The 16,686-nt window shown below is 43.1% G+C and carries 12 protein-coding genes; 5 read left to right on the top strand and 7 right to left on the bottom strand.

The window, feature by feature from the left end; translation table 11 throughout:
* Nucleotides 1-56: 56 nt before the first annotated feature.
* The 4 genes from bhcD to bhcA form a co-directional block, all read right to left on the bottom strand.
* Nucleotides 57-1,058 carry an iminosuccinate reductase BhcD gene (gene bhcD / locus Q0895_RS01205; RefSeq protein WP_299184889.1) on the bottom strand — a complete coding sequence of 334 codons (1,002 nt, stop codon included), beginning with the start codon at nt 1,056-1,058 and terminating at the stop codon, nt 57-59.
* Nucleotides 1,059-1,172: 114 nt separating this feature from the next.
* Nucleotides 1,173-2,324: a 3-hydroxy-D-aspartate aldolase BhcC gene (bhcC, locus tag Q0895_RS01200; protein WP_299184887.1), complete on the bottom strand. Its 1,152-nt coding sequence runs from the start codon at nt 2,322-2,324 to the stop codon at nt 1,173-1,175.
* 50 nt (nt 2,325-2,374) lie between these two features.
* The gene (gene bhcB, locus Q0895_RS01195) at nt 2,375-3,355 is read right to left on the bottom strand and encodes a beta-hydroxyaspartate dehydratase BhcB (protein WP_299184885.1); all 981 of its coding nucleotides are present in this window, start codon (nt 3,353-3,355) and stop codon (nt 2,375-2,377) included.
* Between the two features lie 39 nt (nt 3,356-3,394).
* Nucleotides 3,395-4,558, bottom strand: coding sequence for an L-aspartate--glyoxylate aminotransferase BhcA (gene bhcA / locus Q0895_RS01190; protein ID WP_299184883.1), 1,164 nt, complete (start codon nt 4,556-4,558; stop codon nt 3,395-3,397).
* 630 nt (nt 4,559-5,188) lie between these two features.
* On the opposite strand from bhcA, the gene Q0895_RS01185 reads away from it, so the two are divergent.
* Nucleotides 5,189-6,871 (top strand): NAD-dependent malic enzyme, encoded by a 1,683-nt coding sequence (locus tag Q0895_RS01185; RefSeq protein WP_299184881.1) that lies wholly within the window; start codon nt 5,189-5,191, stop codon nt 6,869-6,871.
* Between the two features lie 273 nt (nt 6,872-7,144).
* Here the strand turns inward: Q0895_RS01185 and Q0895_RS01180 are convergent, their stop codons facing one another.
* From Q0895_RS01180 to Q0895_RS01170, 3 genes are all read right to left on the bottom strand, one after another.
* Complete coding sequence (locus tag Q0895_RS01180) at nt 7,145-7,990, bottom strand: IclR family transcriptional regulator (protein ID WP_299184878.1); 846 nt, start codon at nt 7,988-7,990, stop codon at nt 7,145-7,147.
* Nucleotides 7,991-8,189: 199 nt separating this feature from the next.
* Nucleotides 8,190-9,449 (bottom strand): MFS transporter, encoded by a 1,260-nt coding sequence (locus Q0895_RS01175; protein ID WP_299184876.1) that lies wholly within the window; start codon nt 9,447-9,449, stop codon nt 8,190-8,192.
* A 142-nt stretch (nt 9,450-9,591) separates the two neighbouring features.
* Complete coding sequence (locus Q0895_RS01170) at nt 9,592-10,746, bottom strand: acyl-CoA dehydrogenase family protein (RefSeq protein WP_299184874.1); 1,155 nt, start codon at nt 10,744-10,746, stop codon at nt 9,592-9,594.
* Nucleotides 10,747-11,052: 306 nt separating this feature from the next.
* Here Q0895_RS01170 and Q0895_RS01165 point away from each other — a divergent pair, with 306 nt between their 5' ends.
* From Q0895_RS01165 to Q0895_RS01150, 4 genes are all read left to right on the top strand, one after another.
* The gene (locus Q0895_RS01165; protein WP_299184872.1) at nt 11,053-11,829 is read left to right on the top strand and encodes an enoyl-CoA hydratase; all 777 of its coding nucleotides are present in this window, start codon (nt 11,053-11,055) and stop codon (nt 11,827-11,829) included.
* A 128-nt stretch (nt 11,830-11,957) separates the two neighbouring features.
* Nucleotides 11,958-13,544, top strand: coding sequence for a 3-hydroxyacyl-CoA dehydrogenase (locus tag Q0895_RS01160; protein ID WP_299184871.1), 1,587 nt, complete (start codon nt 11,958-11,960; stop codon nt 13,542-13,544).
* Between the two features lie 94 nt (nt 13,545-13,638).
* On the top strand, nt 13,639-14,841 hold the full coding sequence (locus tag Q0895_RS01155; RefSeq protein ID WP_299184870.1) for a 3-oxoadipyl-CoA thiolase: 1,203 nt from the start codon (nt 13,639-13,641) through the stop codon (nt 14,839-14,841).
* 48 nt (nt 14,842-14,889) lie between these two features.
* Entirely contained in the window at nt 14,890-16,629 is a 1,740-nt protein-coding gene (locus tag Q0895_RS01150; RefSeq protein ID WP_299184868.1) for a fatty acid--CoA ligase, read from the top strand.
* Nucleotides 16,630-16,686: the final 57 nt, after the last annotated feature.

Genomic DNA, 16,686 nt, shown 5'->3' with positions numbered 1-16,686 from the left:
AACCGCCAGATAAGCTAATTATTTGGCGGTTATCAATACAGGGGTTAGTTTTCTGGTTATAACGAGACTTGTTGCGCTTCGCCTTTTTCAAGTGCAAGCTTAGCAGCAGCAGAGGCAACTGCTAAATCTTGTAGGCCAACACCAGTACCATCAAACAAAGTAATCTCATCATCTGAGCTTCGACCTGCATGCTCACCGTTAATAACGTCCCCAAGCGTGGTGATATCACTTTCTTTAATAGCACCAGACTTAATAGCATGCTGAGCTTCACCAAGGCTAATCGATTGCGCGATTTCATCAGTAAAGACAGTAGCAGCGGCTAGCAAGTTGACATCAACTTCTTGTTTTCCGACAGTATCAGTACCCATGCAAGCGATATGTGTACCGGGTTTGATCCACTCTTTCATAAGCAGCGGCTCAAACGCTGAAGTAATGGTAATGATCACGTCGGCCTCGCTACATAACTGCTCGCGCTCAACAGACTCAAACGGTACGCCTAATTCTTCAGCGACTGTTTGTAGGTTTTTAAGACGATCTTTATTGTTGTTCCAAGCGACTACTTTTTCAAAGTTACGTTGTTCAAGAGCCGCGCGCAGCTGAAAAGTAGACTGATGACCAGCGCCAACCATACCAAGCACTTTGCTGTCTTTGCGGGCCAGATGGGCGATTGATACTGCCGATGCTGCTGCAGTACGTACCGCAGTTAGGTAGTTACCACCGACGAGCGCACGTAATTTACCATTATTTGGATTGAATAAGAAAATCGTTGACTGATGATTGGTCAAGCCTTTAGCGGCATTGCCTGGCCAATAGCCACCTGATTTTAAACCTAGGGATTTACCAGCACGGTCAAAACCTGATTTGAAGCCATATAACGCATCAGCATAGCCAATCGCTTCACGGATAACAGGGAAGTTATACGCATCACCTCGTGACATTGATGCAAAAACATTTTCAACTGCGGTAAAGGCAGAAGCGCGATCAATCACGGATTTACAAGCGTCTTCTGATACGATTAATAAACCTTCGTCGCTATTAACACTATTTGCTTCACTCATCATAAAATCCTTTTTATTATAAATTCCTTAAACAAAAGGGGCCGTGGCAGGCTATAGCGACAACAGCCCCTTTAAACTAAGCTGATAAAATATTATTAATTTAGCTGATAGGTCTTAGTACATTTTACCGCGTGCAGAGACTGGCCATACGGTTTCAACTTTACCGTTACGCACACCAACATAAAAATCATGAACGTTACAAGTAGGATCACAATGACCTGGTACCAGTTTTAGTTTTTCATTAATTTTAAGCACGCCATTTGGATCGCTTACGACGCCATGCTCGTCTGAACACTTAACATATTCAACATCGTCGCGACCATAGATAAAGGGTAGGCCGCTATCGACGGATTGAGCTTTTAGGCCAGCATCAACAATAGCTTTGTCAGGTTTGGCGTGACTCATGACGGAGGTTAGGATAAATAAGGCATTTTCCCATTCGCCAGCGTCAATACGGTTACCGTCTTCATCTAAGATACGACCGTAGTCGGCATCCATAAACGCGTAAGACCCACACTGTAATTCGTTAAAAACCCCTGAATTACTTTCAAAGTAGTAGCTACCTGTACCGCCACCAGAGATAAATTCTGGTTTTAGTCCGATTTCAGTTAATGCATCAATGGCTTCTTGTACTTGGTCGATAGCCACTTGGGTCTTAGCTTTACGGTCGCTATAGCTATCCATATGCTGCATCGCGCCTTGATAGGCTTGAATACCAGTAAATTTTAGATTTTCAGCCGCATCAATCGCTTTAGCAATCTCTACCACCGCTTCTGTCGTCGTGACACCGCAACGCCCAGCGCCGCAGTCAATTTCGATGTAGCAATTAAGCTCAGTGCCTGCTTTAACAGCAGCAGCTGACAGCTCAGCCACGTTATCAACATCATCGACACAAACGGTAATTTTTGAGCCCATTTTAGGCAATTTGGCTAAGCGCTCAATTTTGGCTGGATCGCGCACTTGGTTTGAGACCAATATGTCTTTGATACCGCCACGTACAAAAACTTCCGCTTCAGAAACCTTTTGACAGCAAACACCAACAGCGCCGCCAAGCTCTTCTTGTAGCTCTTGGACATCAACCGACTTGTGCATTTTTCCGTGGCTACGGTGACGCATATTATGCTCTTTAGCGTAGTCGCCCATTTTTTTAATATTACGCTCAAGAGCGTCTAAATCTAATATCAAGCAAGGGGTTTGGATATCTGCCTCATCCATACCAACTTCAGCAGGGACGTTAAAACCAACTTCTAATTCTTCAGTAATCATGTTCAAGCTCCATTTGTTTTCATTGGTTATATTTACTTAGTTACGGACAATTAATTCCAAGGCAACTTATCAAGATCAACGTTACCACCCGTAATGATGACGCCAACCTTTTTACCGGCAAAAACGTCTTTGTTTTTTAAGATGACAGCGAGCGGCACGGCACAGCTTGGCTCAATGACGATTTTCATATGTGTCCAAATCAGCTTCATGGCCTCAACGATTTCTTCTTCAGTCGCGGTCAAAATATCAGTCACATAATTGCTGACAAAATGCCAGGTCAAATCTTTGAGCGGTACCTTTAAGCCGTCCGCAATAGTATCGGGCGCATCATCAGCGATAATGTGACCGGCTTTAAGTGAGCGCGCGGCATCATCGGCGTTTACTGGCTCTGCTGCATAAATTTTGACATCAGGTGCTAGGTTCGATAACGTCAAGCAAGTACCTGAAATCATGCCGCCACCACCGATTGGCGCGACTACCATGTCAGGCTTTTTACCCATCTCTTCCATTTGCTCTAAAAACTCACGTGAGCAAGTTGCTTGTCCAGCGATGACGCGTGGATCGTTGTATGGATGGACAAAGTCGCCACCAGTTTCTGCTTGAACCTTGGCAAACGCTTCTTCGCGTGACGTGGTTGATGGCTTGCACTCAGTAATGATGCCGCCATAGCCGCGTACTGCCGCCTTTTTAGCTTCTGGCGCAGTGTATGGCATGACTACATTGCAGGGTATGCCGCGCCGACCAGCCGCATAAGATAAAGATAGGGCATGATTGCCTGAGCTATGCGTACAGACGCCATTTTTTGCTGCTTCATCGGACAGACTAAACACCGCGTTTGATGCGCCGCGTACTTTAAAAGCACCTGCTTTTTGGAAGTTCTCACATTTAAAGAACATCTCACAATCTGCCATCTCATTTAAAAAATGAGAGGTTAAAACTGGTGTGCGGTGGATATAAGGCTTAATGCGCTCATGCGCCTCTACCATATCTTCAAGGGTTGGAATCACTAATCCATCATTGTTTGTGATCATAAAAAATATTCCTTTATTTTTCTGTTGAATCGCCTTTATTTAGTTATTGCGATAATACTCTTGCGCAGCAGCGACGCCTTGACCTAGTTTAATCGGATAATCTAGGTCAACCATCGCCATCTCTATAGTGGCAAGCCCTGCTAGTACCATGACTTCGGTCAATGAACCCAAATGTCCTATTCTGAATGCTTTACCATTCATCTCACCTAAGCCGATACCGAAAGAAATACCGTATTTATTAAACGCATGATCGGTCAGCTCGTTACTATCAAAGCCTTCAGGAACATATATCGCGCTTACAGTTTCAGAATATAAGTCAGGAGATGCTGCACATAGCTTAAAGCCCCATGCGCTAACTGCTTGTCGTACGCCTTCGGCTAAACGGTGATGACGCGCGTAGACATTCTCAAGGCCTTCTTCAAATAGCATATCAAGGCTTGCTCTCATACCATAAATCAGATTTAGTGGGGGCGTATAAGGAAAGCCGCCATTGGCGTTTGCTTTTAACATATCGCGAAAGTCAAAATAAGTACGGGGTAGCTTAGCCTCATCCATATGACTCAGAGCTTTTTGACTGACACCTAATATGGCCATGCCAGTTGCGAGCATAAAACCTTTTTGTGAGCCAGCGACAGCAATGTCTACGCCCCATTCATCCATCTTAAAAGGTACAGAAGCGATTGAGCTGACACCATCTACGAATAATAAAGCGGGGTGGTCACTGCTATCTATGGCTTTGCGAACGGCGCCAATGTCACTTAGGACACCTGTCGCTGTTTCATTATGCGTGACCATTACGGCTTTTATTTCATGCGCTGTGTCTTCGCTCAGAATTGTTTGGAATTGGTCAGCAGGTGCGCCCGTACCCCAAGGACATTCGATAACTTGCACATCAAGGCCGTGGCGCTGACACATATCAATCCAACGATGGGAGAACATACCATAGCGGGCAATCAGAACTTTATCACCAGGTGAGAGTGTGTTGCTAATAGCGGCTTCCCAGCCGCCTGTACCGCTAGACGTAAACAGAATAATTTCACCATCTTGCGTGCCAAATACTTTTTTACAGTCAGCAAGCACTGGCAAGAAAGTGTCTGAAAAATCAGGCGCACGGTGATCTTGCGTCGGCACGTTCATCGCGCGGCGTAGTCTGTCAGGGATATTGGTAGGGCCAGGTATAAAAATTGGGTTTTGTAGTGACATAATTTACATCCTTGTAATTGCATATAGAGAGGGGTGCAACAGGTGTATAGTCAGGATTTATACGAATGTAATGCAAGAGTCTTCCTGACTCATACAGTTTGGGTTGTGTTTTTTTAGATTTAAAAAATTAACCACGTCAAAGAAAGGAGTTGCAGGTGATAGGTCACTTTACTACTTACTGCGTTCTTTTTATGGTGTTCTTGCGGTAACGATTTGTACGAAGAATAAACTAGGAGGTCTTGGTTGAAAAAGTGTAGATACTTATCAACTGCTCAAAATATAGCATCAAAAGTAAGTTGTAACAAGGTGTTTTTAAATAACCTTTGTGCTAGACTTCTCTCAATTATTACAATGACTATTTTGCTTTAAATTTTGTACAATATAAACTGCTCATCGAGTAAAGAGATTACCAAGTCTATCTTTACAGACTTTTTAGCGAAACTCAGCTTTTAACTGTCTACAAACTACTTATTTAATTAAATAAACACGATAAAACAATCACTTCATTATCAATATTGAAAGCTTATAAAAGACATATATTCGAACAATTTCTGTTGTTTAATGAATGGATTAAAAAAATTAAGTATTTCATCTCGTACAATCCTATACCTTTAATAAGAAGACTTTATCATGCTAAACCAACGCCCGTTATATATCCCCTTTGCAGGTCCTGCATTATTAGAAACCCCTCTACTAAATAAAGGTAGCGCTTTTTCACCAGAGGAACGTGATAGCTTTAATCTGACAGGTCTATTGCCTCATGCCATTGAGACGATCGAAGAGCAATCATTACGCGCCTATCATCAACTTAGCTCTTTTACCAGTGATATGGACAAGCATATTTACCTGCGTAATATACAAGATACCAATGAGACGTTATTTCACCATTTGATAGAGCAGCATATTGAGGAAGTGATGCCGCTCATATACACCCCAACAGTTGGCCAAGCTTGCGAAAAATTCTCTCAGATTTATCGCCGTAAACGTGGTCTATTTGTCTCTTACCCTGAGCGCCATAAAATCGATGACATGCTGCAAAATGCAACCAAGCAAAAAGTAAAAGTGATCGTTGTCACTGATGGTGAGCGTATATTGGGCTTAGGTGATCAAGGGATTGGTGGAATGGGTATCCCAATCGGAAAACTATCGCTGTATACGGCTTGTGGTGGTATTAGTCCAGCTTATTGTCTGCCAATTTTGTTAGATGTTGGCACCAACAATCAAAAGCTGCTCGACGATCCTATGTATATGGGCTGGAGAAACCCAAGAATTTCTGGTGATGAATATAATGAATTTGTAGACTTGTTCATTCAAGCGGTTAAACGCCGTTGGCCAGAGGTATTATTACAATTTGAAGATTTTGCCCAAGAAAACGCGACACCATTATTGAATAAATATCGTGATCAGCTATGTTGCTTTAATGATGATATTCAAGGCACTGCTGCTGTTTCAGTCGGTACATTGATTGCAGCGTGTTTAAATAAGGGGCAGAAACTTAGTCAACAAAAAATAGCCTTTTTGGGCGCAGGGTCGGCAGGTTGCGGTATTGCCGAACACATTATTCGTCAAATGCAACGTGAAGGGTTGACAGAAGAGCAAGCACGCAAACAGGTATTTATGGTTGATCGCTATGGCCTGCTCACTGATGGTATGACAGAATTGCAAGAATTCCAAGTACCGTTAGTGCAGAAGGAGTCAGATATTGAACACTGGGATCACAGTCAGCAGCTTGGTTTAGCGCAAGTGGTTGAACAAGCAAAAATAACCGTATTGTTTGGCGTAAGCGGGCAAAAAGGTCTGTTTACACGAAAGGTGATCGAGACGTTATGTGCTAATACTGAAAATCCAATTGTCTTACCGCTTTCAAACCCAACGTCTCGTGTTGAAGCAACACCGCAAGAGGTGACAAGCTGGAGTAAAGGTCGCGCAATTATTGCAACTGGTAGTCCTTTCCCTCATACAACTTTTGAAGGTCAGACTTTTGAGGTCTCACAGTGTAACAACAGCTATATATTTCCAGGTATTGGCTTAGGTGTTTTAGCATCACGTGCGAAGGGGATTAGCGATAATATGTTAATGGCTGCAAGCCAAGCACTTGCAGATATCTCAATAGAGTATGAAAAAGCGCCAGGTGCAGTATTACCTCCAATCAAATTTATTAGAGAAATCAGTGAAAGGATAGCCTATGCAGTGGCATTGCAAGCGGTCGAAGATAAACTTGCCTTACCAGTCACGGCAGAAAACTTAGAGCGTCGATTAAAAGCTAATTTTTGGTTACCTAAATACCGCAACTATCGTCGTACTTCCTTCTAGCTGTTAAAAAGTAGTTATTAGAAAGTAGCTGCTAAAATTTATCTAAAAAAGCACCTAAAAAACAGCGCCTAAAAAAGTAATCGTAAAAAAGCCGAATATTATTAGAAATAGCATTCGGCTTTGTTTTTTATTATATTTCACTAAAGTTTAAGCAATAAAAACCTCTTTAAACTCGATGGTTTAAAGAGGTTTAAAAAATGTCTAATCTTAGTGAGGCAACATGAGTGGTATGATTGAGCTTTTAATGTCCGTATAAGTTAATTGACAATCGCTTTAGCCTATATAGATATTGCTTTCAATGGTGTTTTTCATATGTAACAAACGAGGAGCGATATCTTCTTCTAATTTGGTACGGCTTAGAACAAAGCTTGGCGCACCGCAATTAAAAGTGAGTAAGCCCTCAGTAGGGTGCATCATTGCAGTGGCGACAGCATTGACGTCTTTTTGCCATTCACTAATCGAAAAACAATATCCATACTCTTCATAATCTTTAAATGCTTTGTCCAGTCCTCGCCTAATCTTTAGCCAGTCGTCTTTATACTTACTACGAATGGCATCAAGGATAAACTCTTGCTCAGCAGGCGCCATACTAGCCAGGCACGCTCGTCCCATGGAGCTTAAATGAATAGGTAAGTATGAACCGACATTGCGCTGCATCGTAGTAGTGCCAGCCCCTTGTACGACATTTAGATATACCATCATGAGTCGATCGCGCGTTGCCATCGCAACTGCGCTATCAGCATAGTTCGCCAACTCTTCCATGTAGGGGGTGACTAAGTTGTTGATAGAGATGTTTGCCATCATCGTATATCCAAAACCGAGCACACCAGCAGAGAGCTGGTACTTACTGCTGTTTGTTGACTGCTTTAGATATCCTAATTTGACTAAAGTATAAGTAAGACGTGTAATCGTTCCTTTGGGTATTCCTGTCATCTGACTCAAGTCTTGATTGCCTAAATAAGGGCGCTGCGGGGTAAAGCAACGCAGCAATTCTAATCCACGCGCCAAAGCAGTGACAAACTGCCTATCGTTTTTATCTCTCATTTCACTGATCGGCTCTAACAATTCGACATGTGCTAGATCATCAGAGTTTTCATCCGCAAGGGTTTTATTAGTCATATACGATTTTTTAGTCTCAATTAAGTTTATGTAAATATTATAAAGAATACACTAATTAAGGAGCTTTATAAAAAAACAAAAAACGTTGGTACGCGAATAGTAGTTTGCCCCTTCAATCATACTATATCAAAGGGGCATTAAAATTCTTAACACAGCCATTATAAGCTATTTCGCTATGCGGTATATGTATTGAATAAAATTATGCCTTTTGTGGATCGTATTGCTTTTCTTTGATAAATAAAGTCGGGATAAGGCCACATAAGAAGTACGCCCCTGCCATAAGCAACAAACCTGCACCGATAGAGTTTTGCATGGCCATATAACCGATTGCAACAGGTGCAATAACTGAGCCAAGCCGTCCAATGTTGAACGCACCGCCAATGGCTGTTCCGCGAATAGCAGTAGGAAAGCTTTCCGTCAAATAGGTGGCGTTAACAGCATAAGGAATACCGTATAAGAATCCAAAAGCTATCATCATCCAACCGATATTCTCGGGAGTATGCATATACACGAGTACTGGAATAAACAGCGCAGTGCCCATAGTGCCAAAAGCAAAGACTATCTTGCGGCCAATCTTATCAGCCACAATGCCCGCTATTAATTTAGCAAACATCATAGTCAAATAAGTACCTGCCATATAGATGGCCATCTCTTTAAACTTAATACCCAGTTCAGTTTCTAGATAGGAGGGTAGCCAGTTACTGACTCCGAAATAGCCAAATAGTAAAAACCCTGAGCTCATAGTCCATAAAATAAACGTCAGACGATGTTTTGGATCTTCAAGTATGGCTTTATAAGGATTTTCACGCTTTGTAATCGTAGTGCTCAAGCCTTTTAGTTTAAGCGCACGAGCTTCTTGCCACGAAATCGGCTCAGGGATAAGAAGGTACATCGCTATGGAGAGAATGATAGGTAGAAATGTCAGCAGATATAGGGTTCGCCAGCCATAGATAGGAATGATCCAGGCGGAGATACTAGTGATCACCAATGATCCTAAAGTAAAACCGGTCATCAGTAGTGCCAGTACCGTAGTACGATGTTTGGTAGGTACCATCTCCGACATCAAAGTATTAGTGGCAATATATAAACTACCTAGGCCTAAACAGGCGACAAACCGTAGTACTGCAAATTGCTGATAGCTTTGCACAAAACCACTAAATCCTGATAGTAAGGAGAAGGTCGCGGTAGCAATGACAATAACTCGTACGCGCCCAAAACGATCACAAGCCCAGCCGCCAAAAAAGCCGCCAATAGCCATACCTAATAATGACCAACTGCCCAAAGCGCCGGCTTGAACGTTGGTTAGCCCAAATTCTAGTTTTAAACTTGAGAGCGTAAAGGCAAGAATACCGATATCGGCTCCATCGCATAATAAAACTAGAAAACAAAAAAAGAAGGCCAGTTTCCAAGGTTGTTTTTGAGTAGTACTTAAAGGGGATGTTATAGCTGGACTTTTCACAATAAATGTCCTTATTGTTGTGAGAAAGAAACTTGATAGGGATAGTGGCATTAATTAGGTATCTGCGTCCTAGCAAATACCTTGATACGATTTAATAAACCAAATAGTTTTTAATAGTCAAAGACAGCCAAGTAAAAGACAATTATTCGCTGGCTTCTTTGATCATGTTACGCGCAATGATAATTTGCTGAATCTGCGTGGTACCTTCGTATAAGCGATACAAGCGTACGTCGCGATAAAAACGCTCAATGCCATAATCAGCGATATAGCCGGCGCCGCCATGGATTTGTACCGCTCTATCAGCTACGCGGCCACACATCTCGGTGGCAAACATCTTGGCGCAAGAGGATTCAGTCACGACATCCTTGCCTTCATCGCGCAGACGTGAGGCATCTAGTACCATAGATTTAGCCGCATAAATCTCAGCTTTTGAGTCGGCAAGCATCGCTTGAATCAGCTGAAAATTAGCAATTGGTTGACCAAACTGCTTACGATCAACGGCATAACGCAGGGCATCGTCTAGCATTCGAGCTGCGGCTCCAGTACTTGCTGCCGCAATATGTAAACGGCCCTTATCAAGAACCTTCATCGCGGTCTTAAAACCAACACCTTCAACGCCACCAATCAACGCATCAGCAGGTACAACACAATTATCAAAGATAACATCACAAGTATGAGCGCCTTTTTGGCCCATTTTTTTATCGATTTTACCTAGCGTAATACCTGGAGTGTCGCTCTCAACGATAAATGCTGAGATGCCACTAGCACGTTTGTTTTGTGGATCAGTACGCGCCATCACAGTAAATATACCGGCTTCAGGAGCATTGGTAATATAGCGCTTAGTACCGTTGAGCACGTAAGTATCACCATCTTTAACAGCCGTGGTTCTCAAAGATGCAGCATCTGAGCCTGCTTCTGGTTCGGTCAAACAAAATGAGCCGATAATCTCACCGCTGGCAAGCCTAGGTAGGTATTTTTGTTTTTGTTCTTCGGTGCCATCAATGACCAAACCTGAAGAACCGATACCGTTATTGGTCCCTATTAGTGAGCGAAATGCAGGGGAGGTACGACCCATCTCAAACGCTACGATAACTTCTTCTTCCATAGTCAGGCCAAGTCCACCGTAAGCTTCAGGGATAGTAAGACCAAATAACCCTAATTCACGCATTTGACTAATAATGTCTTCTGGCAGGCGATCGTTCTCTGCTACCCAATCTTCTTTTGGAATCAGCTGATTGTTCACAAATTGACGGACCGTTTGTACGATGTGGTCGAGGACTTCCTTATCTCTAATCATATGATTTTCCCTATTGAGGCATAGTTTGATAGCGGCTTTAGACTGCCTTGAACAAATAGCATAATTGATAGTTTATTAAATTACAATACTTTTGGTTTAAATAACCGCAATGCGGTTCAAAATAATTGCTTTATTTACTTATAAACTATATTTTCTTAAATTCGTCCAAATTTTATACTTCACAAAGTGAAATAAACAGTATATATTGGTCTTAAATATCGCTATGCGGTATTAATTTTTATAATTATTAGTATATTTTAAAAATTGCGGTATTTTGCCTAACGACATTATTTAAAGGACAGCATCATGGAAGAGCAAATCATTATTTGTGAAACGTTAGAGAATGGCGTAAGTCTGATAACACTCAACCGTCCCAAAGTTCGCAATGCTTTAAATGCTGAACTACGCGAAAAAATGGCAAGTATTTTTATTCAATTAAACGATGATCCACAAACCAAGGCTATCGTACTGACTGGTGGCGATAAAGTGTTTGCGGCTGGTGCTGATATCAACGATTTTTTAACGGCAAAAACGGTCGATATCTATCTACGTCGTAGCGAGCAGTATTGGGATGCTATAAACAATTGCCGCAAGCCGATTATTGCGGCGGTCAATGGCTATGCACTTGGTGGCGGCTGTGAGCTTGCTATGCACGCTGACATTATTGTCGCAGGCAAGTCTGCCAAGTTTGGCCAACCAGAAATCAAAATCGGCTTAATGCCAGGAGCTGGCGGCACACAGCGATTGTTTCGCGTGCTCGGCAAACATAAAGCCATGAAGCTGATATTGACGGGCGATATGATCAGCGCTGATGCAGCGGATCAAATGGGACTGGTTTCTGAAGTAGTCGAAGATGAAGCGACTATTAAACGTACTATTGAGATTGCTGAGCAACTAGCAGGTTATGCACCGATTGCTTTAGAACAAATCAAAGAAGTTGCCAATCTTGGCGTAGATATGCCGCTAGATGCCGCGTTGGCTTTGGAGCGTAAAGCCTTTCAGGTTTTATTTGATACCGAAGATCAAAAAGAAGGGGCGAAAGCTTTTTTGGAAAAGCGTGACGCCAATTATAAAGGGCAGTAACTCGTTAAAGCATAGACTTCTCAAAGCACAGAGAAGAGCAGCAAATATATTTTGGAAACGAGACTATTTAAAAAGACCATATAAAACAACAAGAGCTCATAAGTAACGAGACCATATAAAGGATTATTATGACTGTTAACTCATTGGCCATTATTGGCACCGGTATTATGGGCATGGGTATTGCGCAAATCGCTGCTCAAGCTGGTATTCAAGTGCTTTTGTTTGATGCCAAAGCGGGCGCCGCTGCACAAGGCCGCCGTGCCCTACAAGCCACACTCGAAAAACTTGCTGCCAAAGGTAAATTTACTAATGAGCAGCTGCAATCTACTTTGTCCAATCTGAACGTGATTGAAGATATAGCCAAAATTGCAAACGTAGATGTCGTAATCGAAGCAATTATTGAAAATTTAGAAATAAAACAACAGCTTTTCAAACAATTAGAAAGCATCGTGACAGCCGAGACCATTTTGGCAACCAATACCTCATCGCTAGCGGTAACCGCGATTGCCTCTGATTGTCAGCACCCAGAGCGCGTAGCAGGATTTCATTTCTTTAATCCCGTGCCACTCATGAAAATCGTGGAAGTGATTCCGGGACTCTCTACCAAATCTTCGGTAGTCGAGACGCTTACGGATTTAGCCAAACGCATGGGGCATTTGGGAGTAGTGGCAAAAGATACCCCAGGGTTTATTGTCAATCATGGCGGTAGAGCTTATAGCACAGAGGCGTTAAAAATTTTAGGTGAGGGGATCGCTAGCTTTGAGGATATCGATCGTATCTTACGCGATGGCGCTGGCTTTCGGATGGGGCCATTTGAGCTGCTGGATCTCACGGGTATCGATGTGTCCCATCCGGTCATGGAGTCAATTTATAACCAGTATTACTTTGAGCCGCGTTATCGTCCGCATCCCTTGACCCGTCAAATGCTAGAAGGAAAAAAGCTCGGTCGTAAAGTTGGCGAAGGCTTTTATCATTATGAAAACGGTCAAAAAATAACAGCAGACACGCCACAACAATCAGCGCTTGAGACATCAGTATCCAAAGTAGGGTCTGATGTATCAAATGTAACGGTTTGGATTGGCGCGGATTTAGCAGAAGATAAAAAACAACTGGTTGCATATTTAAACGCCAACAACATCAATATCGATGATAACGATAAGCCAAACCCTGACAGCTTAGCATTGCTGGCAATCTACGGCGAGGATACCACCAACGCTGCTATTCGCTATCAAGTGAATCCTAAACAAGCGGTCGCCATCGATATGCTGACTGATTTATCTAAGCATCGTACTTTGATGCCAAGTATCGTCACAGAGGATAACTTTGTGGCGCAAGCTTATGCCCTATTTAGTAAAAGTTCGAATAGTCACTTGAATGAAGGCTCAGATACTGCTATCGATGCCACGCTAATTGCCGAAAGCACGGGCTTTGTGGCGCAGCGAGTCGTGACGATGGTGATTAATTTAGGTTGTGATATGGCGATGCAAGGTATTGCCACGCCAGAAGATATCGACAATGCCGTCAAGCTTGGATTGGGCTACCCCTATGGTCCTATCTCTTGGGGCGATGAGCTTGGTGCCAAGCGTATTTTACTCATCTTAGAGCGTATCTATGGATTAACGGGTGATCCACGTTATCGTCCAAGCCCATGGTTACAACGTCGCGCCAAGCTAGGTATCTCATTATTCACTCAGCAGAGCAATTATCGATGCTAGATTGCTGATGCTAAGAGCTAGACCAATTTAATAAAGCCTATATTTCAATAATGCAAATTCTTAGAACACAACCAAAACACAACAAGGAAACGTTATGTTAGACGCCTATATTTATGACGGATTTAGAAGCCCTTTTGGTCGTCACGTTGGTGCTTTAGCCACCGTACGTCCTGATGATTTGATTGCTACGGTGATTAAAGATTTAGTTAAAAAGCATCAATTGCCAGACGATATTTTTGATGAGGTGTTGCTCGGTAGTGCCAACCAGGCGGGTGAGGATTCACGCAATATTGCTCGCAACGCTACTTTACTAGCAGGACTTGATGTAAAAACGCCAGCTCAGACCGTCAATCGTCTGTGTGCCTCGGGATTATCCACCGTTGTTGATGCTGCTCGCAGTATTACCTGCAATGAAGGAGATATCATTTTGGCAGGCGGGGTGGAATCCATGACCCGTGCGCCCTTCGTATTTGCCAAGACCGAAAAACCTTTTAGCCGCGACTTTAAAGTATTTGACACCACCATTGGTACTCGCTTTCCCAATCCTCTGCTCATTAAAGAGTTTGGCGGCGATAGCATGCCGCAAACGGGCGATAATGTCGCGCGCAAATACGGTATCACTCGCGCAGAAGCGGATAAATTTGCTGCCGCCTCACAAGCTAAATATGAAGCGGCTAAACAAGCTGGATTCTTCGATGAAGAGATTATCCCAATTACCGTTCCTCAAGGCAGAAAACTGCCGGACAAAACGATAGCAGAAGATGAGCATCCTCGTCCCAGCTCTACTGTGGATGCTTTGCAAAAACTGAAACCTTTGAATGAGAATGGCGTGGTTACGGCAGGGAACGCATCGGGCATTAACGATGGGGCGGCTGCGCTAATTATTGGCTCAAAGCAAGCAGAAGAAAAGTTAGGCTTTAAGCCTATTGCTAAAATTCTCTCATCTGGCGCGATGGGTGTTGAGCCCAGGATTATGGGTGTAGGTCCTGTTGAGGCGATTAAACTGGCATTGAAACGCGCTAATTTGACCCTTGATGATATGTCGATTATTGAGATTAATGAAGCATTTGCCTCGCAAGTACTCGGTTGCCTAAAAGGTTTGGAGATTGACTTTGATGACAAGCGCGTCAACCCTAATGGCGGCGCAATTGCCGTCGGACATCCGCTTGGCGCATCAGGTGCAAGGCTGGCGTTAACTACAGCGCGCGAGCTACAGCGCACAGGCGGACAATATGCGGTGGTCAGTTTATGTATTGGCATTGGGCAAGGGCTTGCCATGGTGATTGAACGAGTCTAACTCTATTAATACTCTCGCCATACTATTTTATTATCAAGGACGACAATAATGACTTCTATACTCAATCAACATGAGGACTACTCCCAGGCCGAAGAAGCCTATGGTTTTCCTTTGATTATCAAACAGCTGCTAAACCGTGCAAAGATCGCCTCTACTCAGCAAACCATTAGTTATGCCGATAAGGTTACTTATACCTATGCTGAATTTTTTAAGCGTATCAACCGTTTGGCAAATGTGCTCAAAAACTTGGGATTGCAAGCAGGTGATGTGGTTGCGGTCATGGATTGGGACAGTCATCGTTACCTTGAAGCGTATTTTGCCGTGCCCATGTCTGGCATGATTTTGCAAACGGTCAATGTACGCTTGGCTGAAGATAAAGTGCTGTACACCATTAACCATGCCAAGCCAAAAGCCTTGTTATTAAATGCTGAATTTGAGCCTATGGCTAAAAACTATCGTCATGAAGCCCCTTCTATTGAGAAAATTATTTGGCTCGATGATGCTGGTTTCGATGATGCTAATTTTGATGGTACTGGTTTTGATGAAGTTGAGTATAGCGAAGACAATATCAAAACTAAGCAAGCTGATATACCAGATTATGTCGAAGGTGAGTATGAAGCCATGCTAGCCGCGGTTAGTGATGCGTTTGACTTTCCAGATTTTGATGAAAATACCATCGCTACCACGTTTTATACCAGTGGCACGACGGGAGATCCAAAAGGCGTCTTCTTTACCCACAGGCAAATCGTATTACAAACGCTATCGAGTACCCTGGCATCTGCACTCAGTGCCGAAGGTCAAGGTGCTCGCTACAATGATGTCTACATGCCGATGACGCCACTATTCCATGTGCATGCATGGTGTTGGCCTTATGGCGCAACCATGATAGGGCTCAAACAAGTGTATCCAGGGCGATATCTTCCTGAAGTATTGGTCAATTTGATTGAACACCATAAGGTCACCCTTTCACATGGTGTCCCAACTATTTTACAAATGTTAATTAAAGAGATGGCAACACGAGGACGCAAGTTTAACGGTCTTAAGTTGTCAGTAGGGGGCTCCAAATTAAACGAAGGTCTAGCTGAAGCCGCTCTTGAAAATGGTATCGAGTTTATCTCAGGGTTTGGGATGTCAGAGTCATGTCCTGTCCTTGCCAGAATGGCATTCGGTGATCAGACAAATACTATGACAACGACAGAAGAGATCAATTATCGTTGTCTTTCTGGCTCACCGATTATGCTGGTATCGATGGAGATTTGGGATGAGAATGGCAAAGCCCTACCCATGGATGGCGAGTCGACAGGCGAGCTGGTTGTGCGAGCACCTTGGCTGACCCAAAGCTATTTTAAGAATGCAGATGCTGGCAATGAGTTATGGCGCGGTGGTTGGATGCATACCCAAGATATTGCCTGTATTAGCCCTAATGGCACGCTAAAAATTACCGATAGACTCAAAGATGTCGTTAAGTCTGGCGGCGAATGGATCTCCTCGCTTGAAGTCGAAAATATTTTATCCTTTCATCCGAGCGTTGCTGAAGTGGCCATAATTGGAGTAGCGGATGAAAGATGGGGTGAACGTCCTTTAGCATTAGTAGTCTTAAAACCTGAGCATACAGATACCAAAGCGGAGGATATTTTAGCGATAGGTCATCAAGCGGTTGAAAAAGGCTATTTACCAAAGTATGGCGTGCCAAGTGAAATAAAATTCTTAATAGAAATGCCGAAAACCAGTGTAGGTAAGCTCGATAAGAAAAAGATGCGCATGATGTACACAGAAAAATTAATTTAACCCAGAAAATTCTATCGATGATTGTGCAAAACAATCATTCGATCTTACTGAACGTTT

This window comes from uncultured Psychrobacter sp., assembly GCF_947495825.1.
Taxonomy (GTDB): domain Bacteria; phylum Pseudomonadota; class Gammaproteobacteria; order Pseudomonadales; family Moraxellaceae; genus Psychrobacter.
This window is presented reverse-complemented; position numbering and strand designations above follow the sequence as displayed.

What these genes read in the sequence shown, in the direction of transcription:
- bhcD (WP_299184889.1), bottom strand. Translation starts at nt 1,058, where the DNA reads ATGAGTGAAGCAAATAGTGTTAATAGCGACGAAGGTTTATTAATCGTA.
- bhcC (WP_299184887.1), bottom strand. Translation starts at nt 2,324, where the DNA reads ATGATTACTGAAGAATTAGAAGTTGGTTTTAACGTCCCTGCTGAAGTT.
- bhcB (WP_299184885.1), bottom strand. Translation starts at nt 3,355, where the DNA reads ATGATCACAAACAATGATGGATTAGTGATTCCAACCCTTGAAGATATG.
- bhcA (WP_299184883.1), bottom strand. Translation starts at nt 4,558, where the DNA reads ATGTCACTACAAAACCCAATTTTTATACCTGGCCCTACCAATATCCCT.
- Q0895_RS01185 (WP_299184881.1), top strand. Translation starts at nt 5,189, where the DNA reads ATGCTAAACCAACGCCCGTTATATATCCCCTTTGCAGGTCCTGCATTA.
- Q0895_RS01180 (WP_299184878.1), bottom strand. Translation starts at nt 7,990, where the DNA reads ATGACTAATAAAACCCTTGCGGATGAAAACTCTGATGATCTAGCACAT.
- Q0895_RS01170 (WP_299184874.1), bottom strand. Translation starts at nt 10,746, where the DNA reads ATGATTAGAGATAAGGAAGTCCTCGACCACATCGTACAAACGGTCCGT.
- Q0895_RS01165 (WP_299184872.1), top strand. Translation starts at nt 11,053, where the DNA reads ATGGAAGAGCAAATCATTATTTGTGAAACGTTAGAGAATGGCGTAAGT.
- Q0895_RS01160 (WP_299184871.1), top strand. Translation starts at nt 11,958, where the DNA reads ATGACTGTTAACTCATTGGCCATTATTGGCACCGGTATTATGGGCATG.
- Q0895_RS01155 (WP_299184870.1), top strand. Translation starts at nt 13,639, where the DNA reads ATGTTAGACGCCTATATTTATGACGGATTTAGAAGCCCTTTTGGTCGT.
- Q0895_RS01150 (WP_299184868.1), top strand. Translation starts at nt 14,890, where the DNA reads ATGACTTCTATACTCAATCAACATGAGGACTACTCCCAGGCCGAAGAA.